We start from the raw sequence: 25,837 nt of genomic DNA, 5'->3' as shown, positions 1-25,837 counted from the left end.
ATCAGAGCGGCCGCCGCAGGTCCTCCGCGTCGACAATGTGGTACGCGTAGCCCTGTTCGGCCAGGAACCGTTGCCGGTGCGCGGCGTACTCCGTGTCCACTGTGTCCCGCGAGACGATCGAGTAGAAGTGCGCTTGCCGTCCGTCGCCCTTCGGACGCAGCAGCCTGCCGAGCCGTTGCGCTTCCTCCTGCCGCGAGCCGAACGTGCCCGACACCTGGATCGCCACCGAAGCTTCCGGCAGGTCGATCGAGAAGTTCGCCACCTTCGACACGACCAGCGTGCGCAGTTCGCCGCGGCGGAACTTGTCGAACAGCTCCTCGCGCTCCTTGTTCTTCGTCGCGCCCTGGATCACCGGGGCCTCCAGTTCCGCGCCCAGCATCTCCAGCTGGTCGAGGTACGCGCCGATCACCAGCGTCGGCTCGCCCTCATGTTTGTCCACAATGGACCGGATCACCGGGATTTTAGTCATCGCCGTGGCGGCCAGCTTGTACCGCTCATCGGCGTCCGCGGTGGCGTACTGCAGGCGTTCGGACTCGGTGAGCGTGACCCGCACCTCGGTGCACTCCGCGGGCGCGATCCAGCCCTGCGCCTCGATGTCGCGCCACGGCACGTCGTAGCGCTTCGGGCCGATCAGCGAGAACACGTCGCCCTCGCGGCCGTCCTCGCGCACCAGCGTGGCGGTGAGCCCGAGCCGACGCCGCGACTGCAGGTCCGCCGTCATCCGGAACACCGGCGCGGGCAGCAGGTGCACCTCGTCGTAGACGACCAGGCCCCAGTCGCGCGAATCGAACAGGTCGAGGTGTTTGTACTCGCCCTTCGTCTTGCGCGTGACCACCTGGTACGTCGCGATGGTGACCGGCCGGATCTCCTTCTTCTCTCCGGAGTACTCGCCGATCTCGTCCTCGGTGAGCGACGTGCGCGCGACCAGTTCGCGCTTCCACTGCCGACCGGCGACGGTGTTGGTGACCAGGATCAGCGTGGTCGCCTTGGCGTGCGCCATCGCGGCCGCGCCGACCAGCGTCTTGCCCGCGCCGCACGGCAGCACGACGACGCCGGAGCCGCCAGCCCAGAACGCTTCCGCCGCCTGCCGCTGGTAGTCGCGCAGGTGCCAGTCGTCCTCGGCGAGGTCGATCGGGTGCGCTTCGCCGTCCACGTACCCCGCGAGGTCCTCGGCCGGCCAGCCGACCTTGAGCAGCGCCTGCTTGAGCCGCCCGCGTTCGGACGGGTGCACGATGATCGTGTCGTCGTCGATCCGCGAGCCCAGCATCGGGCTGATCTTCTTGTTCCGCGAGACCTCTTCCAGCACCGCGCGGTCGGTCGTGGTCATGACCAGGCCGTGTGCCGGGCTGTTGGCGATCTGCAGCCTGCCGAACCGGCCCATCACGTCCACGACGTCGATCAAGAGCGGCTGCGGCACCGGGAAGCGCGAGTACGTGGTGAGCGCGTCCACCACCTGTTCCGCGTCGTGCCCGGCCGCGCGCGCGTTCCACAACGCGAGCGGCGTGATCCGGTAGGTGTGCACGTGCTCGGGCGCGCGTTCCAACTCGGCGAACGGCGCGATGGCGATCCGCGCGTCGTTGGCGCGCGGGTTGTCGACCTCGAGCAGCACGGTCTTGTCGGACTGGACGATCAGGGGGCCATCAGTCACCTCTCCTTTATACGTTCCCTGCCGGACCGCGGCCCGGGGATGCCAAGATGGCGGGACGAAAGCCGCGGGAGGGGACCCAGTGACCACACCACCGTTCGGCGTGCCGCCGGCCGCGAACCCGTACCAGCCGCTCCCGCAGCAGCCGGTGCAGGGCGGCCCGAAACGGGTGTCGGGCAAGCAGAAGGCGCTCTTCGCCGCCCTCATCGTCGTGGCGCTCGGGCTGGGCACGCTCAGCGCGTTCGGGTTCGCCGCGGTCGTGCGCGCGTCCGGGCCGCCGGTCGCGGGCAGTTGCCTCTACCTGTCCTCGCTGGGCTCGGAGACCCAGACCTACACCGGAGCCGACTGCTCCGACCAGGCCGCCACCTACCGCGTCGACACCGTCGTCAAGGGCCGGGGTTACTGCCGCGGCGAGGACTACGTGCAGTTCGAGCTGTACCTGTCCACCCGCAGCACCAGCAGACCGACCCAGACGCTGTGCCTCGCGCTGAACGTCGCGTCCGGCGAATGCGTCCGCGACGTCGCGGACGAATCGAAGGTCGGCAAGGTCGCCTGTGACGACCCCAAGGCGGAGGCCCGCGCGGTCGTGCACGACGGCGAGCGGTCGGCGTCCAGCTGCGACGACAAGGACCTGTCGCTGGTCTACGCGGGGCCGCCGGTGCGCACGATCTGCCTGCAGCCGACCGGGGCGAGCATCTGAGGCCTACAACGCGTTGGGCAGCATCGCCGCCACGTCGAGGCGGTTGGCGAGTTGCCCGGAGCTGTGCATGAGGTCGGCCACGCGCTGCAGCCGGGTCGCGGACAACGTCGTCGGGTAGCTGCCGAGCGAGATCAGCGCGGCGGTGGTCTGGTCGATGTCGGAGAACGTCGGCAGCGCGTCGCGCACCTTCGCCGAATCGGACGCGGCCAGCTGGGCCTGGGTGAGGACGTTCCGGAAGGCCGTCAGCGTGCGCGGATTCGCCGCGGCGAATTGACCGGTCGCGGCGTAGCCGGAGGCGGGGAAATCGAGGGTCGCGCCGGTCGAACCGTCGGCGAGGATCTGCGCGCCCAGCTCTTTCTCCGCGCGGGTGATGTACGGCTCGACCATCAGCGCCGCGTCCGCGTCCCCGGATTGCAGCGCGGCGGGCATCTGCCCGAACGGCCGGGGCACGAACTCGATTTTCGACTTGTCGACGCCCGCGGTGCCGAGGACCGATCGCGCGGTGAGCGCACCGATGTCGTCGGGGGAGTCCACCGCGATTTTCGGTGATTTCTTCGCGGTCGGTTCGGTGTATTCGGAGCCGGGCAACGTGACGAGCGCGATCGTGGTGCGGCCGAAGGTGTAAGCCTCGCCTTGCAGTTGCAGGGCGGTGCCGGAACCGGCGGCGCGGAACAGGGACACGTCGCTGCCGAACGTCACATCGATTTGCCCGGCCTTCAATTTTTCCACGCCGTCGCCCGCGCCGAGTTCCACCAGTTGGACATTCAGCCCGGCCTGGCGGAACTTTCCCGCCGCGACCGCGATCCGCAGCGGGGCGGTGTCGATCGGGCTCGCGACGCCGACCCGCAGCGTCGCGCGTTCCGGCGGTTGCGCTTGTCCAGCGTCACTGGATCCGAACATGGAGCAGCCGCTGAGTGCGAACAACGTCGCCACCAGCGCAAACCTCAGACCGGTCGCTTTCACTCGCCATCCCCTGCCGGGAGAATCTCTGCCTCGTGCTGGATCGTATGGGCCGCTGCCCATACGATCGCCCGCAGGGCTGTGCCCCCGCCAGGGTGGCTTCCCGATCATTTCGCCGGGAACTACCAAGCGGTAGTTTCCGGCCGGAGCCCGATGACGTCCGTGGGCAGAGGTCCCCGCGGTGGAAAAGGAAGCACAGGTGACCCGTCGCGACGACCGTCCCCGTTCGGGTGACGCGACGGATCCGGCTGCCTCGCGTCCGGTCGGCGGCCGGTGGCGGCTGCGGAACTGGCGGCTGCGCACCAAGCTCTTCGTCGTCCTGCTGATCCCCGCGCTGGCCGTGGTCGTGCTGGTCGGCCTGCGGGTCAACAGCGACCTGCGCGACGCCCGCCAGCTCGCCGAGTTCGCCGCGCGCTGCCGGGTCGACACGACGGTCGCCGAGGTGGTGCACCAGCTGCAGCGCGAACGCGACGTCACGGTGCGGTTCGTCGCGGGCGACCGGAAGGGCCCCACCGACGTCCTCGTCGGCCAGCGCACCCGGGTCGACCTGGCGATCGGCGCGTTCGAGCGGTCGCTCGCCGACAGCAAGTCGCGGCTTGACGAGTCCGCGGCGGGCGATCTGCAGCAGAGCGACGACCGGCTGCGAGTGCTTGGCGGCCTTCGGTATTCGGCTGAGCACTCAGCGTATCCGGCCGACGCGGTGCTCCGCTCCTACAGCGAGCTGATTTCCGGCCTGCTCGACATCAGCGACACCGCGGCGGCGGACGTCACCGAACCCGACCTGGCGCGGCTGCGGCTCGCCGGGAACGCGCTCGCGCGGATCAAGGACCAGATGTCGGTCAAGCGCGCTGTCATGTCCGCGGCGATCGCGCAGGGCACGCTCAACCGCGACCGGACGCGCGCGCTGCTCGGCGCGGAAGCCGAACTCGCCGCCGCGCGCAGCGACTACCGCACCTTCGCCACTCCGGACGAGCAGCGGATGTACTCGGACACGGTGATCGGCATCGTCGTCGACATCGGCAACGACATGGTCGAGTCGGCGCTCACGCGTACCGAGAACAACCAGTCGCTCTCCGGTCTGGACGCGGACCAGTGGGACACCGCGGCGACGTACACGGTCAATCTCGCCCACCAGGTGCAGCAGGCGCTGCTCGTCCAGCTCCAGGACAAGACGGACGCCCGTGCCGCCAGCGCCCGCGCGTCGACGATCTGGGACGGCGGAATCGTCATCGGTGTCCTGTTGGTCGCCGGTGTCCTGTCGGTGGTGATCGCGCGTTCGCTGCTGCGGCCGTTGCGGATCCTGCGCCGCACCGCCCTGGAGGTCGCCGACCATCGGCTGCCCGAAGCCGTGCAGCGGTTGCTCACCGAGCCCGATCCGGCACCGGAAAATCTGCGGCACCGGGCGGCGGTCGCGCCGGTGCCGATCTTCACCCGCGAGGAAGTCGGGCAGGTCGCGCGCGCGTTCGACGCGGTGCACGGCGAGGCGGTCCGGCTGGCCGCCGAGCAGGCGATGCTGCGCGAGAACGTGAACGCGATGTTCGTCAACCTGTCACAGCGCAGCCAGGACCTGGTGGAGCGGCAGCTGTCCGTGCTCGACCGGATGGAGGCGGGCGAACAGGACCCGGACACCCTCGGCGGGCTGTTCGAACTGGACCACCTCGCCACCCGGATGCGGCGCAACAGCGAGAACCTGCTGGTGCTGTCCGGCACCGACCTGGTGCGCGAGGACACCGGACCGGTGGTGGGCGACGAGATCATCGGGGCCGCACTGTCCGAAGTGGAGGATTACCAGCGGATCGAGGTCGGCCCGGCCCCCGCGCTCGCGGTGCGCGGCGACGCGGTCAACGACCTGGTGCACGTGGTGTCCGAGCTGCTGGAGAACGCCACCCGGTACTCCGGTCCGCAGTCCGCGGTCACCGTGGAGAGCGCGCGGGCGCCGGACGGGGCGTGGCGGATCGAGATCACCGACCGCGGGGCCGGCATGCCGCAGGCGGAGATCGACCGCACCAACGCGCGGCTGGCGCATCCGCCGGAGGTCGACGTCGAGGTGTCGCGCCGGATGGGCCTGTTCGTGGTCGCGACGCTGGCCGAACGGCACGCGATCGCGGTGGCGCTGCGCCCGGCCGAGGACCGCGGTCTCACCGCGACCGTCGTCGTCCCGGCGGCGTTGATCACCGAGGCCCCGCCGCTGCCGCAGCCGCCCGCGCCGATCGAACCGGAACCCGCGCCGGAGCCGGAGCTGCTGGCCCCGCTCGCGCCGCTGACACCGGTCGAGGAGCCGGAGGAGCCCGCCGAGCTGGTCGCGCCGACCCTCGACGACGCCGGTCCGCTGCGGCGCGCGCCGGTGGTCGAGGAGGCCCCGTCGTGGCCGGTCGAGCCGTCGCGGTCGCACCTGGAAATCGATGCCCCGACGGACCGGATGCCTGCTTACCGCGACGTGCTGTCGCGCTGGTTCGATCTCTCGGCGCCGGCGGAGGAGCCAGCGGTACCCGAGCCGCGCGTCGTCGCGCCGATGCCGGAAGTGCCCGCGTTCGAACCGGAGCTGGAGCACGCGGATGAAGCGCCGCCGGAATTCCCGACCGAAGACCCGGACGAAGCGGCCCCGGAATGGCCGACGCCGGAGCATCTGGAACAAGAGGACGGGGCCGAGGACACCTGGCCGTTCCTGCGGGTCGCCGACGTGGCGGGCGGCCCCGCCGCGACCGAGGAGGAGCGGCCGATACTCTCGCTTTCCCCCGACGCGGTGCGCGCGCGGATGAGGAGCCTGCAAGGCGGCTTCCGGCGCGGCAGGCACGCCAGGGGGGACGACACCCCGCCACTGGATCGAAACGGATGAGGCATGAGTTCGAACACCGCCCTGCTGGAAGTGATCGCGCTGGGCGCGCAGGACGCGGAGCGGGCGCAGGAGGGCGGAGCGGACCGGCTCGAACTTGTCGCCGACATGGCCAGCGACGGCCTCACCCCGAGCGAGGCGACGGTGCGCGAGGTGCTCGCGGCCACTGATCTGCCGGTGCGCGTGATGCTGCGCGCGGAGAACACTTTCGACGCCCGGGCGATCGACGAGCTGTGCGCCTCGGCGGCCCGGCTGGTGTCCGCGGGCGCGCAGGAGTTCGTGTTCGGCTTCCTGACCGAGGACGGCGAGGTCGACGCCGAGGCGTGCCGCTCGCTGCTGAAGGAGATCGACGGGCGGCCCTGGACGTTCCACCGGGCCATCGACCGCGCGCGGAACCCGATCGCCGCGTACGACGTGCTGGCCGAGCTTGGCTGCGACACCGTGCTGGCGGCGGGGCATCCGAACGGTGTCGCTTCTGGACTGTCGGTGCTGCAACAGCTCGCGCGGCGCGGCGATGGACCGGCGCTGCTGGTCGGCGGTGGGCTGCGGGCGCAGCAGGTGCATTTGCTGCGGGCCGGCGGCGTGCGCGGGTTCCACGTGGGCGGCGCGGTGCGTACGTCCGGTTGGGACGCTCCGGTGGACGCGGCGGCGGTGCGCGAATGGGCGGAGCTGGTCAAGGGCTGACGCGTTCGTCCGAGAAGGGAACCTCGCCGGGAATTCCAATTCCGGCAAGGTTCCCTTCTTCGCTTGACACCCACACCGCGCGGCTGAGCGCAAGCGGTCCGGAATGTCCGCGGCTTCCGCATTCCGACGTCCGATGGTTTCCGGATTTAGCGGGGCATCGCGGCGGGAATCAGTCATCAATGGCGCAAGGGGAAAACAAACCAACCGGGATAAGGTCAGCCAAAAGTAGGTTTCTTTGCCTCGGGCGGTTTTTTAGGGTCGGTGATACGGGTCGGTACCGCGATTTAGCCGGCCCGGTCCCCGCCTCTCGAGAGGAATTCTCATGCGCTTGCGCAAGCTTGTCGCCGCCGCGGTCCCGTTGCCGGCGCTGCTGTGCCTGTCCGTGGCCGGCGTCGCGAACGCCGATCCGCTGGTCGCCCTTTCCGGCAACGCCGCACCGCTCGCCGCCAGCGCGCGGTCCGGCGATGTTGCCGCTGAGCAGCAGATTCCCGCCGCCCTGTCCCTCAAACTGCACAACCAGCAGGCGCTGGCCCGCTTCCTTTCCGACGTGCAGGACCCGGCCTCGCCGCAGTACCACCACTTCCTCTCGCCAGAGCAGTTCACCGCCGCGTTCGGGCCGACGCAGGCCGAGGCCGACCAGGCGGTGAATTTCCTCAAGCGCAGCGGCGCGCAGGGTATTGAGGTTTCCGGAAACCGTCAGGCGATCACCTTCTCGGCGACTGCCGGACAGCTGGAATCCGCCTTCCATACTCGCCTCGGCAATTACACCGACACCGTCACCGGCCGGAAGTTCTACGCGAACGACGCCGCGCCGGAATTGCCCGCTTCGGTGTCCGCGGTGGTCGATTCGGTGGTCGGTCTCGACAACCACGCGGTGAAGCATCACGCCAAGCCGGCGAAGGCGCCGCGCACGGTCAAACCGGTGACGCCGACCATCCTCAAGACCGCCTACGGCACCAGCGGAATGTCCGCGACCGGCGCGGGGGTGAATGTCGGTTTCGTGGAGTTCGACGGCTACAAGAAGTCGGACATCACCGCGTACGACACGAAGTACGGCCTCAAGGGCGGCACGGTCAGCACGGTTTCGGTGAACGGAGCCAACTACGACGCCAGCCCCGGCGACGGCCAGACCGAGGTCGACCTGGACATCGAGGTCGTGCACGCGCTGGCCGCCCCGGCGAACGACTACGTGTACGAGGCTCCGAACTCCAACGCGGGCGAGCTGGCGATGTACCAGAAGATCGCGTCGGACAAGAAGGTCAGCGTCGTCTCGATCTCGTGGGGCTCGTGCGAGGCGGCGGAAGGCTCGGCCGCGGCCAACAGCGTCGACAAGGCGCTCGCGACCGGCACCGCCGAGGGCATCAGCTACTTCGCCGCCGCGGGCGACGACGGCACCACCGACTGTGCCCGCCAGACCGGCAGCAAGTCCCAGGCAGTGGACTTCCCGGCGTCGAGCCCGAACGTCTCCGGCGTCGGCGGCACGCAGCTGACGGTGAACTCGTCGAACGGCTACAGCAGCGAGACCACCTGGAACGACGGTGCCTCGGGCGGCGCTGGCGGCGGTGGCATCTCGACGATCTTCGCCGCGCCGTCGTGGCAGTCCAAGCAGAGCACGACCAAGCGCAAGGTCCCGGACGTCGCCGGGGACGCCGCGCAGGGTTCGGCGTACACGATCATCTCCGGCGGACAGACCGGGAACGTGTGGGGCACCTCGGGCGCGGCTCCGCTGTGGGCGGGCTTCGTCGCGCTGCAGAACCAGGTCCACCAGGGCGGCCTCGGCAACCTGAACACGAAGTTCTACAGCATCGGCAACGGTTCCTCCTACGGTTCCGGTTTCCACGACGTGACCACGGGCAACAACACCTTCAACGGCACCACTGGCTTCTCCGCGGGCCAGGGCTATGACCAGACGACCGGCTGGGGTTCGTTCAACGGCTCCGGACTGTCCAAACTGATCGGCTGATTGCGGCTGTCGTGCGTGCCTGTGCCGGCGTGAACCGGTGCAGGCACGCACGAGTATTTGGCGGATTGACCAAGATCCGGGACGCTGTTTTGATGGCCGGGTGCAGCCTCTCCTGACGCCTAAGCAGCAGGCCCTCGTCGACCGCGCCGCCAAGCTCGCGGACATGTTCGCCGAGCGAGCGGCCGAGCACGACCGGGACAACACCTTCCCGCATCAGAACTACGACGACCTGCGCGAAGCGGGTTTCCTCCGGCTGTCCGTGCCGGAAGAACTGGGCGGTTCCGGTGCCGGGCTGCCGGAAATCCTGCCCGTGCTGGAACGGCTGGCGATGGGCGACGGCGCGACCGCGCTGGCGTTCACGATGCACCTGTCGCCGCTGGGACAGTGGGCGAGCGTGTGGCGGCGCACGAAAGCGCCCCGGCTGGCGGAACTGCTGCGCAAAGCGGTCGACGGCGAGCTGGTCTGGGCGTCGATCACCAGCGAAACGGGCCTGCGCAACGACATGACGGACGCGAAGACGCGCGCCGTCCGCGTCGAGGGCGGGTTCGAACTGACCGGCCGCAAGAGCTTCGCGACCAACTCGGCGGTCGCCACGCACTGCTCGACCACCGCCCGTTACGAGGACGCCGAAGGCGGACCGCGGCTGCTGCTGTGCCAGATCGCGCTGGACCAGCCTGGCGTCACGATCCACCAGACGTGGAACACCATGGGTATGCGCGGCACCCAAAGCAACGACGTCGAGCTGGACAAGGTGTTCGTCGAGGACGCGGCGGTGGTGCACTCGCTGCCGGTGAAACACCTCGACTCGCGGGTGCTGGAAACCGTGTGGGCCTGGGCGATGCCCGCGTTCTCGGCGGTCTACACGGGAATCGCGGCCGGCGCGCTGGATTGGACCGTGCAGACGCTGATCCAGCGCGGCAAGGCGGAGGATCCGGTGCTGCAGGACGTGATCGGCGAATGCCAGATCCTGCTGGAAAGCTCCCGCGCGCTGATCTACCGCCAGGCCGACGAGGTGACGAGCCGCCGCCTGTTCACCGGGGACATCCAGGACGGCGTGGCCCGCAGCGCGGTGGTGAAGTACACGGCGGCGAACAATGCGGTCCAGGTGATGCAACGCCTGGTCGACGCGCTGGGCGGGATGTCTTACACGAAGGCGCTGCCGTTCGAGCGCATGTGGCGCGACGTCCAGGCGAGCACCTTCATGCCGATGGGCAACCTGGCGACCCGGAAGCTGGTCGGGGCCAACGTGCTCGGCGTGCGGACGCTGCCGGAGATCGGCCCGGACGAGACCGGACCGAATTCCCGCGCTAAGGGCTGAACGGGTGAAACCGGCCGGAACCGGGTGAGTTTTCGCTGTTCACGGGCTACTTTGACCGAGTTCAGGCAAGGTCCAAACGGTCCGTATCCGATCCGGAAGGGCGGCGGCGCAAAGGTTTCGTAGCCGGGGTGGCGGTAGTCGCTGCCGTCGGCGGCGGGAGTCAGCGTTGCGACGAGCGTCGGATCCGGAGCCTCAAGACGCGCAAAGCGGAGGCTACGCGGCCGTAAGGACGAGACCTTCCGCCGGTTCAAGCTCAAACATGCGGTGAAACACGAGATCGACAGCTCGCTGTTCTCCGTCGGCGACGGGCACGGCAAGAGCGAAGCCGAAGGATGCGAAAAAGTCGAGGCGGTGCAGGGCAGCGGGGACATCAAACCCCTCGCCGCCACCCTGCTCGGCCTCGCCGACGTGACCTTCTCCGGCCACCACTTCCAGTCCAGAGTGGACGGTCGAACCATGGTGGTCGCCGAAGCGGAAACCGTTGCCGGACACCTGGATCCCGACACCCTCGACGCCCTCGCGGACGTCTCGGTCTGGTTCCCGAAGCTGTGACTACTTCTTCTCCGAAACGACAGCCTCCGACGCCTCAGAAGCAGCAGCCTCAGCCGCTTCCTGCTCCGCCAGATCGGCCGCCGCCTGCACTGCCGGACCGTGCAGCAGCCGGGCCACTTCGCCGCGCAGCGAAACGAATTCCGCTGATTCCCGCGTCGTGATCTGGTCGCGCTGCGCGGGCAGGTCCACCTTCAGATCCGCCACGATCCGGGCCGGCGACTTCGACAGCACCAGCACCCGGTCGCCCAGGTACACGCTCTCGTCGATGTCGTGCGTCACCAGCAAAACCGTCGTGCCCTGTTCGACCTGGACGCGGCGCAGGAGGTCCTCCAGCTCGAACCGCGTCTGGGCGTCCACCGACGCGAACGGCTCGTCCATCAGCAGCAGCGCCGGACGGCTCGCCAGCGCGCGGGCGATCGACACCCGCTGCTGCATGCCGCCGGACAGTTGCCACGGGTACTTGTTCGCCGCCGCGGAGAGCCCGACCGCCTCGAGCGCCTCGGCGGCCCTGGCGCGCCGGGTCGCCTTGTCGAGTTTGCTCCAGCGCAGCGGGAATTCCACGTTCTTCACGACCGACAGCCACGGGAACAGGGAACGGCTGTAGTCCTGGAACACCACGGCGAGATCGTCCGGCACCGAGGTGACGCGGTCGCCGTGCAGGCTCACCGTGCCCGCGGTCGGCGGGATCAGGCCGGCGATCGCGCGCAGCAAAGTGGACTTGCCGCAGCCGGACGGGCCGACGATGCACGCCAGCTGCCCGGCCTCGACCGTGAACGACAGTTCGTTGACCGCCACGTGCGCGGACTCGCCGCTGCCGTAGCGGTGGCTGAGGCCGGAGACCTCGAGCATGGTCGACATAACGGGAAAACCTTCCTAGTTGCGGCCGGGCTGCCAGCCGAGCACCCGGCGTTCGATGCCGAGCAGCGCGGCGTTGAACCCGTACCCGAGGATGCCCAGCAGCACGATCCACGCCCACATCTGGTCGAAGTCGTACGAACGCTGCGCGGCGAGCAGCGCGTAGCCGATGCCGTTGAGCGCTCCCACCAGCTCGGAGATCGCCATCAGGATCAGCGAGATCGAAAGCGACACCCGAAGCCCGGCGAAGATCTTCGGCAGCGCCGAGGGCAGCACGACCAGCCCGATCCAGTACCGCTTCGGCGTGCGGAACGCGCGGGCCGTCTCGACCTTGACCTTGTCGACCGAGCGGACGCCGTCGACGGTGTTCATCAGCACCGGCCACAGCGAACTGAAGATGATCGTCGCGGTCTGCATGCCCGGCCCGATGCCGAACAGAATGATAAACACCGGCACCAGCGCGGGCGGCGGGATCGCGCGGAAGAACGCGAACAGCGGTCCCACGTAGTCCATTCCGGTGCGCGAGCGGCCCAGCACGGTGCCGAGCGCGACGCCGATCACCACCGCCAGCAGCCAGCCGCCGAGCAGCCTGCCGAGGCTCGGCAGGATGTGGTCGAACACCGGGTCGCCGAGGAACAGGTGCGAGGCCGGACCGGAGAACCACAGTTTCGCGGCCGCGGCGGCGATCTTCGACGGCGGCGGGAAGAACACGCTTTCGCTCAGCTGCGTCGCGATCTCCCACAGCACCACCAGAATCGCGAACAGCAGCCACTTGCGGGCGAACCCGCTGAGGCCGCGGCTCACCCGGCGCGTGACGGTGGAGGGCTTCTCGACCACACTCACGCGGCGGCTCCTTCGACAGCGCTGCTCCAGCGGAACAGCCGGTTGCCCAGTCGCTCCAGGCCTTCGTTCACGATGTACCCGAGGATCCCGGCGACGACCGTTCCGGCGAGCACCAGGTCCATCCGGCCGGGACCGGAGCTGGCCTCGAGCACGAACTGCCCGATGCCGAGTTTCGCGCCGGCCAGGAATTCCGTGCTGATCACCAGGATCAGCGAAATCGCCGCGGACAGCCGGATCCCGGTGAACACGAACGGCGCGGCGTGCGGCAGCGCGACCGAGGTCAGCACCCGCGCGCGCGGAGTTCCGTACGTGCGCGCGGTTTCCAGCAGCAGCGGGTCGATCTCAGCCAGCGCGTAGATGGTGTTGAAGAGAATCGGCCACACCGCCGCGTACACGGCCAGCGTGATTTTCGCTTCCGGGCCGCCGCCGACGACGATCAGCACCAGCGGAATCAGGGCCACCGAAGGGATCGGGCGCAGGAATTCGACGATCGCCTTGGTCGCGTCGCGCAGCCAGCGGACACTGCCGAGCAGCAGGCCGGCGGGCACCGCGATGGCGATCGAGATGAGCAGCGCGATCAGCCACGCGAGCACCGAGGCGACCACGTCGCGGACGAATTCGACGTCGCCGAACAGTTCGCCGATGCGGGCGAAGACGACGGTCGGCGGGGGAAGGTCGTTCTGGTCGATCAGACCGGCCCGCACGACGGCCTCCCAGATCAGGAGGAAGCCGAGCAGGCCGGTCAGGTTCCGGACGAGGCGCACGTCAGGACGCGTTCGCCTGCGGGACGATCATCGACTGCACGTCGATCTTCGACTGGATGGAACCGAACTGCTGCAGCAGGTCCGGCACGCGCTGGATGCGCCGGGCGTCCAAAGTGGACTGGAAGGTCAGCAGGTTCGTGATCTTCGCGGTCGCCTCGTCCACCTTCGAGAACTGGATCATCAGCGGCTCGATCTTGGAGCGGTCGGCCGCGTCCTTGGTGGCCCGCAGCATCGCGCGCTGGAACGCGGCGACCGTCTTCGGGTTCTTGTCGGTGAACTTGCCGAGCGAGCCGTAGCCCGCGGTCGGGAAGTCCTTGGTGCCGCCGGAGGCGGTGTCGATGACCTCGACCGTCCCGTTGACCTTCGCCGACTGCGTGATGAACGGCTCGGTGAGGAAGCCCGCGTCGATGTCGCCGCGCTTGACCGCGGGGCCGATGTCCGGGAACCGCAGCGAAACCCACTTCACGTCGGCGAAGTTCACGCCGTTGTCGCGCATGACCGATTTGGTCAGGGTGTCGCAAATCGTGTTGGTGGCGGTGATCCCGATCTTCTTGCCCGCCAGGTCGCGCACGTTCTTGATGTTGCCGTTCGGCATCGCGACGACCTCGGTGCTCTTCGGACCGGCCGAAGAGGCGTCGGCGACGAGCTTGATGTCCGCGGCGCCCTTGCTCTTGGCGATGAAGAACGGCGTGTAGCTCGCGTAGGCGATGTCGACCTCGCCCGCCTGCAGCTTCTGCAGCGACGCGTCACCGCTGGCCGCGTCGACGGCTTCGACTTCGAGACCCTCGTTCTTGAAGTAGCCGTTCTGGACCGCGAGGTGGAAGGGCACCACGTCGATCGTCGGCATGATCGAGACCTTGATCTTGGCCTTTTCGACCCCGGAGCCGCCGTTCGACCCGCCCGAATCCTCCGATCCGCCCAGCAGGCCGCAGCTGCTGGCCGTCAGCGCGACACCGCCTGCCATCGCGAGCGACAGGAACCCCCGCCTGCCGTAATTGCGCTGGCCGCTCACCGCTTCATCAAACAAGGTCGCTCCTAGCAAATGGGCCCGCGTCTGGCGTGGACGCGGGGGGAAGGTGGCTCATTGTCCGGAGTCACGCGGCTACTGTAGAGAACCAGGACGATCACTCACAATGGGTGTTCATATACGATTCAGACGTGGCACTGGTCACTCGATCAGGTGATCGAATCCGCTGGTATGCCGGGGTACGTGAACGACCCGTGGGTGCCCGATGGGCCTTGATCCGCTGCCTGGGTGCTCTCCGGGCAACTTCTGGAGGGTTACAAATCGGCCAGGCGTTCGCTACCCTCTGCTCCTGCAGTGTGAGGTGTGGACCACCGATGTAGTGAGAGCAGGACATGCGAAAAGGCTCTCCGCGCACGCCGGCGGCAAGCCGGTGAAGGGTGGCCTCGGCCGAACGGACCAAGAGATCGACCACGTGCGGGGACCGAACGTCATGCCAGACCTGAACCGATTCCGTGCCCGAGGTGGCGGGCAGCCGCACGGGGAAGTCGATCTTTTCACTCGAAAGGGTGTAACAGTTCGGACCGCGGTCCAGACCACTCAGGTGGCGGATGACCTGCCGGGAGCGTGCGCGTAGTGGCCACGAGCACGGCAGGTTCGGAATCAACGGGCCCCTCGGGCCCGGACGGTGGTGCGGCGGTGCCGAAAGAAGACACCGCGGGGGCAGGGGAGGCCTCCGCTCAGGAGAACGCGGGGACCGCGCAGCAGCGGTCCTGGCTCGCGCTCGGCAACTGGCGGCTGCGGTCGAAGCTGGCGCTGATTCTCCTCATTCCCACGATCACCGCACTGGTGCTCGGTGTGCTGCGCGTGGTCGACGACGTGCGCTCGGCGGTCGACCTCAACCACACCGCCAACCAGGTCGCCTTCGCCGAGAAGGTCACCGCGGTCGTGCACGACCTGCAGCGCGAGCGCGCGCTGGCCGTGATCCGGATTTCCTCGGCCGACCCGCTTCGCCAGACCGGCCTCGACGCGCAGATGGCCAAGGTCGACCGTGACGTGGACGACCTGCGCAACGCCGCGGTCAACCTCGAGAACGACAACCAGGCCACCAGCGACCGCTATGCGCGCGGCCTCCAGCGCCTCGACGCGCTGCGCCCGCTGCGCGCGGCGATGACCACCTCGGCCTACTCCGACCGCGCGGTGCTCGACACCTACTCTTCAGTGCTCGACTCGCTGATCCAGCTCGGCCGCGAGGTCGCCACCGCGACCACCGACCGCGACCTGCTCCGGCTCGGCACGAGCACGCAGGCGATCAGCGAGGCGAAGGAGTTCATCCTCCGCGGCGACTCCGCGCTGCAGATCGCCGCGTTCCGCAACGAGTTCCCCGGCAACCTGATCGACGAGACCCGGGCCGCCGAGGCCAGCGGCGACGCGTCGATCACCGCGTTCCTCGCGAACGCCACCGGCGACCAGGTCCAGCTCTACAACGACACCTACTCCGGCCCCGAGGTCGACGAGCGTCGGCGGTTGCAGACACAGGCGTTCTCCTTCGCCCAGCAGAGCCAGCCGCTCAACCTCGACGGCACCAAGCTCGGCCAGGACTCCACCGTCGCCGCCGACAAACTGCGCGCGGTCGAGGTCAACCTGCTGACCCAGCTGCGCGCACAGGCCGACGAACTGGCCAGCAACGCGGTCCGGTCGGCGTGGGTCGGCGGGGTCATCGTGCTCGCCGCGCTGGTCGCCGCGCTGATGCTGATGCTGGTCATCGCCCGGCTCATGCTGCGCCCGCTGCGGGTGCTGCGGAAGACCGCGCTGGACGTCGCCTACACCCGGCTGCCGGAAACCGTGCAGGCCATCCTCGACGACCCGGACCCGGTCAACGCCTCGAAGAAGGCGGTCGACCCGGTCCCGGTCCTCACCCGCGACGAGATCGGCGAAGTGGCGCGCTCGTTCGACGTGGTGCACGAGCAGGCGGTCAAGATGGCCGCCGAGCAGGCACTGCTGCGCGAGAACGTCAACGGCATCTTCGTGAACCTCTCCCGGCGGTCGCAGCGGCTGGTGGAACGCCAGCTCGGCGTGATCGACCGGCTCGAGGCCGACGAGCAGGACCCGGACCATCTCGCGAGCCTGTTCGAACTCGACCACCTGGCCACCCGGTTGCGCCGCAACGGTGAATCGCTGCTGGTGCTTTCGGGCGCGGGTCTCGCGAAGTCGGTGCCCAAGCCGGTGCCTGCCGCCGACGTGATCGGTGCCGCGGTGTCGGAGATCGAGCAGTACGCCCGCATCGAGATCGGCATCGTTCCCGAGGTCGCGGTGCAGGGCCTCGCGATCCACGACCTCGTGCACGTGCTCGCGGAACTGCTCGACAACGCGACCTACTTCTCCGAACCGGAAACCAAGATCACCGTCCGCGCGGTCATCACGCGCAAGAAGGCGCTGGCGATCCAGGTCACCGACCACGGTGTCGGGATGAGCGAGGAACGCCTCGCCGAGGTCAACGAGCGCCTCGCCGACCCGCCGGACCTGGACGTGTCGGTGACCAGGCGAATGGGCCTGTACGTGGTCGCGCGGCTGGCCCAGCGGCACGGCATCGAGGTGCGGCTGCGCGAGAACGAGGACATCGAGGGCGGCGTGATCGCCCGCGTCGTGGTCCCGGTCGAGCTGCTCACCCAGGTCCGGACCGTGTCCCCGACGATGCGGAACACCCCGCCGCCGCCGAACCGCAACGAGGTCTCGCACCCGAGCCTCCCGCCGCTGAACCGCGAACCCGAGCCGCCGAACCCGCTTCCGCTCGCGCCGCCGCCCGCGGCCGCCGAGCTGACCGAGGCGATGGGCTCGACCGGCGGAGCGTCGGAGAACGGCGGCCTCGTCCCGCTCGACCAGCCGATCAGCCTCGACGACCTGGTGGCGGGCAACCGGGCGGCCGGTCCGTTCCTCAGCCCGGCGACGCCGGCGGCGGAAACCCCGGCGTGGCCGACCGCGGAGGATCTCGCCCCGCTCACTCGCGAGTCCTACGGCGAGGGCGCGAGCATGGCGCAGACCGAATTCCCGCCGCTGGTGCTGCCGAAGCGGGAACCGAAGTACGTCGCGCCGGAAACGCCGAACGAGCAGCCGCCCGCCGAACCGGACGGCTCCGCCGCGCTCGAGGACGACGTGCCCACCCGGCGGCTGCCGATCTACCAGTCGGTGCTGTCGCGCTGGTTCAGCGAGGGCGAGGACAACGAGAACGGCACCGGTGGTACTGGCGTGGCCGAATCCGCCGCGCCCGAACCGCAGACCGCGCAGGCCCCGGCTCCGGCCGAAGCGGAGGAGACCCGGGCCGAGCCCGAGCAGCAGGCGGCGGTCGAAGCGACGCCGCTCTACCCCGGTTCCGACGAACCGGCCGACGACAGCTGGCACAGCGTCTCCGACGAGGGCTGGCAGGCGGCGCAGTCGCTGCTCGAATCCAAGAACGAGGAGATCACGTCCGCCGGGCTGCCCAAGCGCGTGCCCAACGCGTACCTGGTCCCCGGCTCGATCGGCAACGCGCCGGAACCGGCGCAGCAGCAGAACTCGTTCACCGACGCGACCGCCGGAATGCCCGGAACGGGTGCGATCACCCGCTCGGCGACGGCTGCCCGCAGCCGGATGGCAAGCTTCCAGCGTGGGTACAAGTCCGGCAGGCACGCACTGAAGGAGCGGCCGCCGGAAGCCCGGCTCGACGACGACGGGGTTCGCGTCACCGGGGCCGGGTATGTGAGCGACAGCAGTGAGGAGCGAGAGTGACACGGGCGGGAGTGCAGCCGGGAGGCGGCTCGGTGCAGCCGAACGGCAGGCAGGCCGGCGGCAGCGCGGCGAGCAGCTTCGCATGGCTGATCACGGACTTCGTCCACCGGGTGCCCGGTGCGGCGCACGCGGTGGTCGTCTCGGCCGACGGTCTGCTGCTCGCGTCTTCGCGCGGGCTGCCGAAGGACCGGGCGGACCAGCTTGCGGCCGTCGCCTCGGGGCTGACCAGCCTCGCGCGCGGCGCGGCCAAGGTGTTCGAGGGCGGCCCGGTCGCGCAGACCGTGGTCGAGATGGCGAACGGATTTCTCTTCCTGATGTCGGTGTCCGACGGCTCGTGCCTCGCGGTGCTCGGGTCGCCGGAAAGCGACATCGGCTTGGTGGTGTACGAGATGACTCTGCTGGTCGAACGGGTCGGCCAGCAGCTGACACCGGAGATGCGGGCACAACTGCAGGGCGCTGCGGTCCGTCGCTAGGCGGACCTAGGACTACAGGAGTAAACCGTGGACGACGGGCGCTTGCGCGGCGACGGCCGGCTCGGTGACGAGCACACCGGGGGCTGGGGCGATCGAGACCAGAGCCGGGAGGATTGGAAGTCCTTCCGGGATCGGGTCGACCGCGAATGGCGTTCGCGGGACGTCCAAGCCGCGGATTCCGAGCCGGTGCGCGAACCGCCGAACTGGCTGACCGATTCCAACGCCGGGCAGCAGCCGGGCATCACCGCGGTGCCCGGGTACCGCGAGCGGCTGCTCGGCGGGCCCGGTTCGGAGCTGTTCGGCGGGGCGAGCGGACCGCTGTACGACTCGGCCGAGTTCGCCGCGTTCAGCGCCGAACGCGACGGGTCGCCAGGCCCGTCGAGCTTCCCGTCGAACGGCCTGGCCGCCGCGCTGCCCGCGCAGGCGGCGGGCGAGTACGTGGACGAGCCCGCCGAGGTGGAGACCTCCGGGCTGGTCCGGCCTTACTTCCGCACCCGAGGACGCACGAAACCGACCTACGACCTCGCGATCGAGGCCCTGGTGTCGACGAGCGAGCAGGGCCGGGTGCTTGACCGCGTCCGCGTGCCGGAACACCGGTCGATCTGCGACCTGTGCCTCGACACCCGGTCGGTCGCCGAGGTGGCCGCGCTGCTGCGGCTGCCGCTCGGCGTGGTGCGAGTGCTGATTGGTGACGTGGCGGGCCTCGGCCTGGTGCTCGTGCACACGAGCAGCAGTACGAATTCGGGCGACCGCCCCAGTATCGAGTTCATGGAAAGGGTGCTCAGTGGGCTTCGGAGAATTTGACTCCGACGCGAACACACCGCATACGGGTCCGACCTCGTCGGCCAAGATCGTGGTCGCGGGTGGGTTCGGTTCGGGCAAGACGACTATGGTCGGGGCGATCTCCGAGATCGACCCGCTGACCACCGAGGCCATGATGACCGAGGCCAGCGTGGGCCACGACGACGTGTCGGCGACGCCGAACAAGTCGACCACCACGGTGGCCATGGACTTCGGCCGGATCTCGCTCGACTCCGACCTGGTGCTGTACGTGTTCGGCACGCCGGGCCAGCACCGGTTCTGGTTCATGTGGGACGACCTCGCGGTGGGCGCGATCGGCGCGGTCGTGCTGGTCGACACGCGCCGGCTCGCCGACGCGTTCCCGTCGATCGACTTCTTCGAGAACCGGAAGCTGCCCTACGTCGTGGCGATCAACTGCTTCGACCGGTTGCTGCACCACCAGATCGAGGACGTGCGGCACGCGCTCACCATCTCGCCGTCGGTGCCGATCATGGCGTGCGACGCGCGGGAGCGGGAGTCGGCGAAGCAGGTGCTGATCTCCGTCGTGCAGCACGCGATCGCGCACGACACGGCGTTGCGGGCGGGCTAGTCCCGCCTCCGGTCCCCGCTGCCGTCTGTGAAGGAGGCGTCCGCCGACTCCCAGATTCCCGTTCCGCCCCGGCCCGGGTGCGGCCGTTGGAGTGAACTCCGCGCGCTTCACCTGCTTCGGGGAGTGGTGCCTCCGAGTGGCGCAGGCTGAGTAGTCCTGCCCGCTCGCCCCCGAGGCCGAGCGCCCCTGATCGGGGCGTCGGACCGGCGGTGACCTGCACGGACATCCCGCTGCGCACGGTGGCCGCCGCCACCACCGAGTGACCCGCGAATGCGTGGTTGTGCATGCGTTCGCGCGACGTTACATCCGGCAGACACGTACCGTGCCCGGGCACACGCTCGACACGACCGGGTGCGTGAATACGCTGGAACGACGACTTCACCGCGGCCGGGCGAGGATGACCGGCAGACGGTGAACGGGCGTCCGGCAGCGTTCGAGGAGCTTGGAGGGGCAGTGACCGATTCCGACCGGCCAGCGGACCAGGGCACGTTCAGCTGGCTGATCTCGGATTTCGTGCGCCGGGTCCCGGGTGCGGCGCACGCGGTGCTGGTGTCGGCCGACGGACTGATGCTGGCGCCTTCGGAGGGTTTGCCGCAGGAGCGCGCCGAGCAGCTCTCGGCGGTGGCGTCCGGGCTGATCAGCCTCACCCAGGGCGCGGCGCGGTGCTTCGAGGCGGGCGGCGTGAACCAGACCGTGGTCGAGATGGAACGCGGGTACCTGTTCCTGATGTCGGTCTCCGACGGGTCCTGCCTCGCGGTGCTCGCCGCGCCGACGTGCGACATCGGGACGGTGGCGTACGAGATGACCCTGCTGGTCGAGCGGGTCGGCGAGCAGATCACGCCGGAGCTGCGCGCGCAGCTGCAAGGCGGCGGGGTGCTGGGGTAGCCGATGAAGATCTCGGGTTTCGGAGACCAGGACACGGGCGCCTGGGACGCCCTCCACAAAGGCACTGAGCGGGAGTCGTTCGACTCGCCGAGCCGGTACGACATGAGTTCGCTGAGCATGCGGCTGCCCCACCGGCAGCCGCGGCCCGCGCCGGCTCCGCCACCCGCCGCCGCTCGACGTCCGGAGCCCGCGCCTCGTCCGGCACCCGCCCCCCGTCCGGCGCCCGCCGCTCGCCCGGCTCCCGCGCCGCGTCCGGTGCAGCAGGCGGTCGCCCCGCGCCCGGTGGCCCCGCCGCCTCCGCCTCCGGTCGAGGAGGAGAGCTGGGACGACGGTTACGAGTGGGTCGAGGACGGCGAGTCCGGGTACTGGGAGGAACCCCAGCCTGCGCGCTGGGAGGAGCCGCCGCGCAAGCCCCCGGCGCACGACCCGTACTCCTTCGACGAGTACGCCGGTTCGCCCGGCCCGGACGACCGCGTGGTGCCGGAAGGCTCGGCGTACCAACGGGAACACGTCGAACAAGCCACCCGAAGCAGGCACGCGCTGGTCGAGGAACCCTCGCCCGCCGAGGACTCCTACCCAGGCCCGGCTTCCGGAGTGTCCGAACTGGACCGGTTCTGGGCCGCTGAGGAACCCGCCCAGCCGGAACCGCCCGCGCAGCCGACGAAATCGCGCGTGCGTCCGTACGCACGCACCCGCGGCCGGACCCGCTCAGACCACAACCTCGCGCTCGAAGCCCTGGTCTCCACCAGCGACGAGGGCCGCCGTTACCGCGGGGTCCGGTCGATCGAGCACCGGCGGATCTGCGATCTGTGCCTGGACACCCGGTCGGTCGCCGAGATCGCCGCGCACCTGCACCTGCCGCTGGGCGTGGTGAAGGTGCTGGTGGGCGACATGGCCGACATCGGTCTCGTCATGCTGCACCAGACCGACCTGGTCCTCGGCGATCGCTCGTCGCGGGAGTTCATGGAGCGGGTGCTGCAGGGGCTGCGCAACCTCTGACGGTTCCTGCCCCGGCCGCCGCTTTCGGCCTGCCCGGCCCCCGGTTCTCGACCGCTCCGGGCCCCGCTCCACCCCGTTGCGCTCGCCTCGGCCGAACCGCCCCAATGCCACATTGGGTGCGCTCCACGCACCGAACGCCACATTGGGTGCGCAGGATGCACCCAATGCCGCATTGGGGCGCGAGTCAGTCCTCCACCAACGCCGCGGAAGTGATGCGGTGCAACGGATACCGCTCGTGGTTCGCGCCCTCCAGCACTCCGCCGCCGACCCGGAGCGGGCGGACCACGCGCTGGCTTGCCGTGCCGCGGGAGTCGACGAAGCCGATCCACACCTCGCGCTGCTCCAGCGTCGCCCGGGACAGCAGGTCCAGCGTCGCCGTCGTGTCCGCTCCGCCGCCGCCCGGGGCGCGCACCGTCGAGCCTCGGCGGCGGGCTGAAGCTTGGTCTCCGGCGCGGAGGTTCGACACGATCCGCGTCGCCTGTTCGTCGGTCAGCACCGCCTGTTCGCCCGGCCGGGCGCGGGCCGCGCGGGTGCGGGCGGGAACGCGGCGTCCGGTGGGGCGCAGGTCGACCACCCGGCCGTCCGGGCCCTCCGCCGCGGGGGCGAAACCCGCGCCGCGCAAGGCTTCCAGTACTTCGGCCAGCGGTGCGGAGCTGATCAGCACCGTCGGCGCGATCATCCGCAGGTCGTACTCCGTGGCCACCGGGTTCGCGAGCACCTCGGCGAGCAGCGCTTCGTCGTCACAGCGCAGGAATGATCCTGCGGTGCCGCCGCGCAGCCGGCCGTGGCGGCGGGCGACGTCGTCGATCAGGTAGGTGAGGCCTTGCGGCACCGGGGTCGCCGACTTGTCGCGGAACATCGCGTGCAGTTCGTCCGCGGTCCGTCCGGTGTCGAGCGCGCGCCGCACGGACGCCTCGGTGACCCGGTAAACCGTTGCGTGGCCAGCGGATTCGACGTCCGCGACCGCGGCCATGTCCGCCGCCAGTTCCGGCGTCAGCGGGCCGGGCGCGACCACCGTCAGATCGGCCTGCACCAGCACGTGGTCGACCGGCGCGGGCAGCGCGTCGTGCATCGCCTCGACCGCTCCGGAGCGGTCGTCCTCCAGCAGCAGCCGTGTGGCGGTGGTGAGGGCACCCAGGCCGACGAGTCCCAGCGCGGTCGCCTCGGCCATCGTCCAGCGGACGGTTTCGTCGCGCAGCCGTCCGCCTCGCCGAGGCGCGCGCCAAGCCAGCACGGCCACCAACTCGTCGACGCTTTTCACACCCGCGCCCGGATTCAGCTTGGCCAGCGCGGAAAGCACGCGGTGCCGGGTAACCGGCGCGAGCGGCCGGCGCAGCTCTTCGGACAGCGGCGCGATCGGCTTGTCCTTCGCGTCCCGGCCGCCGGCGAGGCCGGGCAGCCGCGGCAGCTCCAGCCAAGCTTGCGCGAGCGTCATCCATCGCTGCACCGACGGCGACGCGAGCCAGCTGTCGGTGAGCATGGTGGGCACGTACTCCGGAGCGGTGTTTTCGCTGTCCGCAACGAGTCCCGCGCCGACCACCAGCTCGACCAGCAGCGTCGCGCGGGTCTCGTCCACCTCGAGATCCTTGGCGACCTTCTTCAGCTCGCGCACCCCGAGCCCGCCCGCCTTGAGCACCGGCGGCGGCGACTCCGACCACATCCGCAGCAGGGATTCCGTCTGCCGCAACAACTCCATCGCTTCGCCGGCCGCTGTCTCGTCCACAGTGTCCGTCCGATGTGGATTGACGGGCAGCTCCGGTTCGACCAGGGTGTCCGGCTCGAAAGCGTGTCCGCCGCGCAGCAGCAGGCCGAGTTCGCGGGGAAGCTCGACGGTCTGGTCGTCGCGGCGCAGCAGCAGGCCGCGCGCGAGCAGCTTCTGCACCGGGGTGGCCGCGTCGGACAGCCCGACGTCGAAGCTCGCGTCGCGGGTCCGGCCGATCGGGGGCCCGGCGGCCAGCGCGGTGAGCACGGCCCGTTCGTCTTCGCCGACCTCCGCCAGCCGCGCGGGGATGTCGGTGGCCGCCAGCGCGGGCGAGGGCGCGCCGAGCCCGGCCGGGAACGGCCCGAGCGCGTCGCGGGCCGCGGGCGGCACTCGCAGCTCGTCGTCGGTGCCCCACACGAGCGCCCGCGCGCGCAGCCGGGCGAGCGGTTCGCTGACGTCGCGGCCGACCAGCGCCGTCACTGCCGACACCGGCGTCGGTTCGACGTCGGCACCGGCGACCAGCAGCGAGTCGAGCACGGCGAGAGTGAAGGTGTCGAGGTCTTCGCAGGCACGCGCGACCGACCCCGGCGTGCCGGCGCGGGTGGCGAGCACGGTGGTGTCGGACGGCGGAGGCGTCGACAGGTCGCGACGCGTGCGCAGCAGCTCGGCGAGTGCGTCGTCGGACTCCGCACGCAGCCAGTCCGCCAGAGAGGTCGCGGGCATAGACACCCAGGATACCGGGCGGGTGCGCGCGCACGAGACGCGTTCGGGCAGACTGTGGACGAGTTTGCCGGACGAGGGCCTCGGAGGAAGCAGTGGCGAAGGGCGACAAGAACAAGGGCATCGACCCGACGTGGCCGGGCGAACCGGGCGAGCACCCGGTCACCGAGCTGTCCTCGGACCGGCAGGGAGCGCTTTCGCCGTTCGGCGACCTGGCCTTCCCGCTCGAGCAGGTGCCGTACGTGCACCCGGAGACCGAGATCAACCGCTGACCTGCGGACCGGGTTCGGGAGCGCGGCCGAAGCGGCGCCCCCGAACCTGAAGTTACTGGTCAGTCACCCGGTTGGGGTGTGGTGGCGCGGGTCACCGGACTAGATTCGACCCGTCCGAACCACTCCACCAGCGGGGAGTACGTGTCATGCCGGTTCCCGGTCCCGGGTATTCGATCACCGTCCGGGTCGAGGCCCCGGCCTCGTCCACGGCCGCGGGCGATCTCACCACCGCGGTCGGCCGCGTCGGCGGTGTGCTGACGGCGTTCGACGTCGTCGAGTCGCACCCGGACACCATCGTGATCGACATCAGCGCCAACGCGCTGTCGGAAAACCACGCGCAGGACATCACCCAGGCGCTCGATTCGCTGCCGGGCGTGCGCGTGCGCAAGGTCTCGGACCGGACGTTCCTGATCCACCTCGGCGGCAAGATCGAGGTCAGCCCCAAGGTCGCGCTCCGCAACCGTGACGACCTCTCCCGCGCGTACACGCCGGGCGTCGCCCGCGTGTGCCAGGCGATCGCCGCGAACCCCGAGGACGCGCGCCGGCTGACCATCAAACGCAACACCGTCGCGGTGCTCACCGACGGTTCCGCGGTGCTCGGCCTCGGCAACATCGGCCCGGCCGCCGCGCTGCCGGTGATGGAGGGCAAGGCGGCGCTGTTCAAGAAGTTCGCCGACGTCGACGCGTGGCCGGTCTGCCTGGACACCCAGGACACCGAAGAGATCATCATGATCGCGAAGGCGCTCGCGCCGGTGTACGCGGGCATCAACCTCGAGGACATCGCCGCGCCGCGCTGCTTCGAGATCGAGAAGCGGCTGCGCGAGCAGCTGGACATCCCGGTCTTCCACGACGACCAGCACGGCACCGCGATCGTCGTGGTCGCCGCGCTGCGCAACGCGCTGCGCGTGGTCGGGAAGAACATCGAGGACTGCAAGATCGTGGTCAGCGGCGTCGGCGCGGCCGGTTCGGCGATCATCCGCCTGCTGCTGCGCAAGAACCCGGGCGACATCGTGGCCGCCGACATCGACGGCATCGTCTACCCCGAGCGCGGCAACCTCGACGACAACCTGACCTGGATCGCCGAGCACACCAATAAGGACCGCAAGTCCGGCACGCTGCACGACGCGCTGGTCGGCGCGGACGTCTTCATCGGCGTTTCGGCCCCGAACCTGTTCGGCGCCGAGCAGGTCGCCACGATGAACGACGACGCGGTCGTCTTCGCGCTGGCCAACCCGGACCCGGAGATCGACCCGCTGGAAGCGCAGAAGCACGCCGCGGTCGTCGCCACCGGCCGCAGCGACTTCCCGAACCAGATCAACAACGTCCTGGCGTTCCCCGGCGTCTTCCGCGGTCTGCTCGACGCCGCCGCGCACAACATCGACGACAACATGCTGCTGGCCGCCGCCGACGCGATCGCCGACGTGGTGGACAACGGCAAGCTCAACGCGTCGTTCATCGTGCCGAGCGTGTTCGACAACGCGGTGGCCCCGGCCGTCGCCGAAGCGGTGCGCAACGCGGTGCGGGCGGAAAGGGCACAGTAGCCTCGCTGG

The 25,837-nt window shown here is 69.9% G+C and carries 21 protein-coding genes; 14 read left to right on the top strand and 7 right to left on the bottom strand.

Annotation, left to right across the window (positions count from 1 at the left end; translation table 11 throughout):
* Nucleotide 1 precedes the first annotated feature (1 nt).
* The gene (locus RPX00_RS08705; protein WP_406638944.1) at nt 2-1,648 is read right to left on the bottom strand and encodes a DNA repair helicase XPB; all 1,647 of its coding nucleotides are present in this window, start codon (nt 1,646-1,648) and stop codon (nt 2-4) included.
* Between the two features lie 79 nt (nt 1,649-1,727).
* Between RPX00_RS08705 and RPX00_RS08700 the strand changes: the two genes are divergently transcribed.
* Complete coding sequence (locus tag RPX00_RS08700) at nt 1,728-2,345, top strand: hypothetical protein (RefSeq protein WP_406638942.1); 618 nt, start codon at nt 1,728-1,730, stop codon at nt 2,343-2,345.
* A gap of 3 nt (nt 2,346-2,348) precedes the next feature.
* Here RPX00_RS08700 and RPX00_RS08695 read toward each other — a convergent pair whose 3' ends face one another.
* Nucleotides 2,349-3,245 carry an ABC transporter substrate-binding protein gene (locus tag RPX00_RS08695; protein WP_406638940.1) on the bottom strand — a complete coding sequence of 299 codons (897 nt, stop codon included), beginning with the start codon at nt 3,243-3,245 and terminating at the stop codon, nt 2,349-2,351.
* A 259-nt stretch (nt 3,246-3,504) separates the two neighbouring features.
* On the opposite strand from RPX00_RS08695, the gene RPX00_RS08690 reads away from it, so the two are divergent.
* From RPX00_RS08690 to RPX00_RS08670, 5 genes are all read left to right on the top strand, one after another.
* Nucleotides 3,505-6,141, top strand: coding sequence for a nitrate- and nitrite sensing domain-containing protein (locus tag RPX00_RS08690; protein WP_406638938.1), 2,637 nt, complete (start codon nt 3,505-3,507; stop codon nt 6,139-6,141).
* A gap of 3 nt (nt 6,142-6,144) precedes the next feature.
* Nucleotides 6,145-6,822: a copper homeostasis protein CutC gene (locus RPX00_RS08685; RefSeq protein ID WP_406638936.1), complete on the top strand. Its 678-nt coding sequence runs from the start codon at nt 6,145-6,147 to the stop codon at nt 6,820-6,822.
* 322 nt (nt 6,823-7,144) lie between these two features.
* A complete protein-coding gene (locus RPX00_RS08680) occupies nt 7,145-8,785 on the top strand; it encodes a protease pro-enzyme activation domain-containing protein (protein WP_406638935.1) in 1,641 nt (546 codons plus the stop codon).
* A gap of 100 nt (nt 8,786-8,885) precedes the next feature.
* Nucleotides 8,886-10,103, top strand: a complete 1,218-nt coding sequence (locus RPX00_RS08675; protein WP_406638934.1) for an acyl-CoA dehydrogenase family protein — start codon at nt 8,886-8,888, stop codon at nt 10,101-10,103.
* Nucleotides 10,104-10,367: 264 nt separating this feature from the next.
* Entirely contained in the window at nt 10,368-10,655 is a 288-nt protein-coding gene (locus tag RPX00_RS08670) for a hypothetical protein (protein WP_406638933.1), read from the top strand.
* Here RPX00_RS08670 and RPX00_RS08665 read toward each other — a convergent pair whose 3' ends face one another.
* The 4 genes from RPX00_RS08665 to RPX00_RS08650 are packed head-to-tail and all read right to left on the bottom strand — an operon-like array spanning nt 10,656 to nt 14,081.
* Nucleotides 10,656-11,513 carry an ABC transporter ATP-binding protein gene (locus RPX00_RS08665; protein ID WP_406638932.1) on the bottom strand — a complete coding sequence of 286 codons (858 nt, stop codon included), beginning with the start codon at nt 11,511-11,513 and terminating at the stop codon, nt 10,656-10,658.
* Nucleotides 11,514-11,528: 15 nt separating this feature from the next.
* Entirely contained in the window at nt 11,529-12,353 is an 825-nt protein-coding gene (locus tag RPX00_RS08660) for an ABC transporter permease (RefSeq protein ID WP_406638931.1), read from the bottom strand.
* On the bottom strand, nt 12,350-13,117 hold the full coding sequence (locus RPX00_RS08655; protein ID WP_406638930.1) for an ABC transporter permease: 768 nt from the start codon (nt 13,115-13,117) through the stop codon (nt 12,350-12,352). Before RPX00_RS08655 ends, RPX00_RS08660 begins: the two co-directional genes overlap by 4 nt.
* Before the next feature lies 1 nt (nt 13,118).
* Entirely contained in the window at nt 13,119-14,081 is a 963-nt protein-coding gene (locus tag RPX00_RS08650; protein ID WP_406642842.1) for an ABC transporter substrate-binding protein, read from the bottom strand.
* 699 nt (nt 14,082-14,780) lie between these two features.
* Here RPX00_RS08650 and RPX00_RS08645 point away from each other — a divergent pair.
* From RPX00_RS08645 to RPX00_RS08620, 6 genes are all read left to right on the top strand, one after another.
* Nucleotides 14,781-17,846: a nitrate- and nitrite sensing domain-containing protein gene (locus tag RPX00_RS08645; RefSeq protein WP_406638928.1), complete on the top strand. Its 3,066-nt coding sequence runs from the start codon at nt 14,781-14,783 to the stop codon at nt 17,844-17,846.
* Nucleotides 17,843-18,319 carry a roadblock/LC7 domain-containing protein gene (locus RPX00_RS08640; protein ID WP_369871052.1) on the top strand — a complete coding sequence of 159 codons (477 nt, stop codon included), beginning with the start codon at nt 17,843-17,845 and terminating at the stop codon, nt 18,317-18,319. Before RPX00_RS08645 ends, RPX00_RS08640 begins: the two co-directional genes overlap by 4 nt.
* Before the next feature lie 27 nt (nt 18,320-18,346).
* Complete coding sequence (locus tag RPX00_RS08635) at nt 18,347-19,123, top strand: DUF742 domain-containing protein (RefSeq protein WP_378314499.1); 777 nt, start codon at nt 18,347-18,349, stop codon at nt 19,121-19,123.
* Nucleotides 19,104-19,709, top strand: coding sequence for an ATP/GTP-binding protein (locus RPX00_RS08630; RefSeq protein WP_116204130.1), 606 nt, complete (start codon nt 19,104-19,106; stop codon nt 19,707-19,709). The genes RPX00_RS08635 and RPX00_RS08630 overlap by 20 nt, the downstream gene beginning before the upstream one ends.
* A gap of 453 nt (nt 19,710-20,162) precedes the next feature.
* Nucleotides 20,163-20,594: a roadblock/LC7 domain-containing protein gene (locus RPX00_RS08625; protein WP_009083953.1), complete on the top strand. Its 432-nt coding sequence runs from the start codon at nt 20,163-20,165 to the stop codon at nt 20,592-20,594.
* 3 nt (nt 20,595-20,597) lie between these two features.
* Nucleotides 20,598-21,593 (top strand): DUF742 domain-containing protein, encoded by a 996-nt coding sequence (locus RPX00_RS08620; RefSeq protein ID WP_406638927.1) that lies wholly within the window; start codon nt 20,598-20,600, stop codon nt 21,591-21,593.
* A gap of 184 nt (nt 21,594-21,777) precedes the next feature.
* On the opposite strand, the gene RPX00_RS08615 is transcribed toward RPX00_RS08620, so the two are convergent.
* Nucleotides 21,778-24,018, bottom strand: a complete 2,241-nt coding sequence (locus RPX00_RS08615; protein WP_406638926.1) for a helicase-associated domain-containing protein — start codon at nt 24,016-24,018, stop codon at nt 21,778-21,780.
* 92 nt (nt 24,019-24,110) lie between these two features.
* On the opposite strand from RPX00_RS08615, the gene RPX00_RS08610 reads away from it, so the two are divergent.
* Together RPX00_RS08610 and RPX00_RS08605 are read left to right on the top strand one after the other, a co-directional pair.
* The gene (locus tag RPX00_RS08610) at nt 24,111-24,287 is read left to right on the top strand and encodes a hypothetical protein (RefSeq protein WP_406638925.1); all 177 of its coding nucleotides are present in this window, start codon (nt 24,111-24,113) and stop codon (nt 24,285-24,287) included.
* Between the two features lie 146 nt (nt 24,288-24,433).
* On the top strand, nt 24,434-25,828 hold the full coding sequence (locus RPX00_RS08605; RefSeq protein WP_406638924.1) for an NAD-dependent malic enzyme: 1,395 nt from the start codon (nt 24,434-24,436) through the stop codon (nt 25,826-25,828).
* The last annotated feature ends 9 nt before the right edge of the window (nt 25,829-25,837 follow it).

It is taken from the genome of Amycolatopsis sp. WGS_07 (assembly GCF_045278895.1).
Lineage (GTDB): Bacteria > Actinomycetota > Actinomycetes > Mycobacteriales > Pseudonocardiaceae > Amycolatopsis.
The sequence above is the reverse complement of the archived record's forward strand: the minus strand, read 5'-3'. Positions and strand labels throughout refer to the sequence as shown.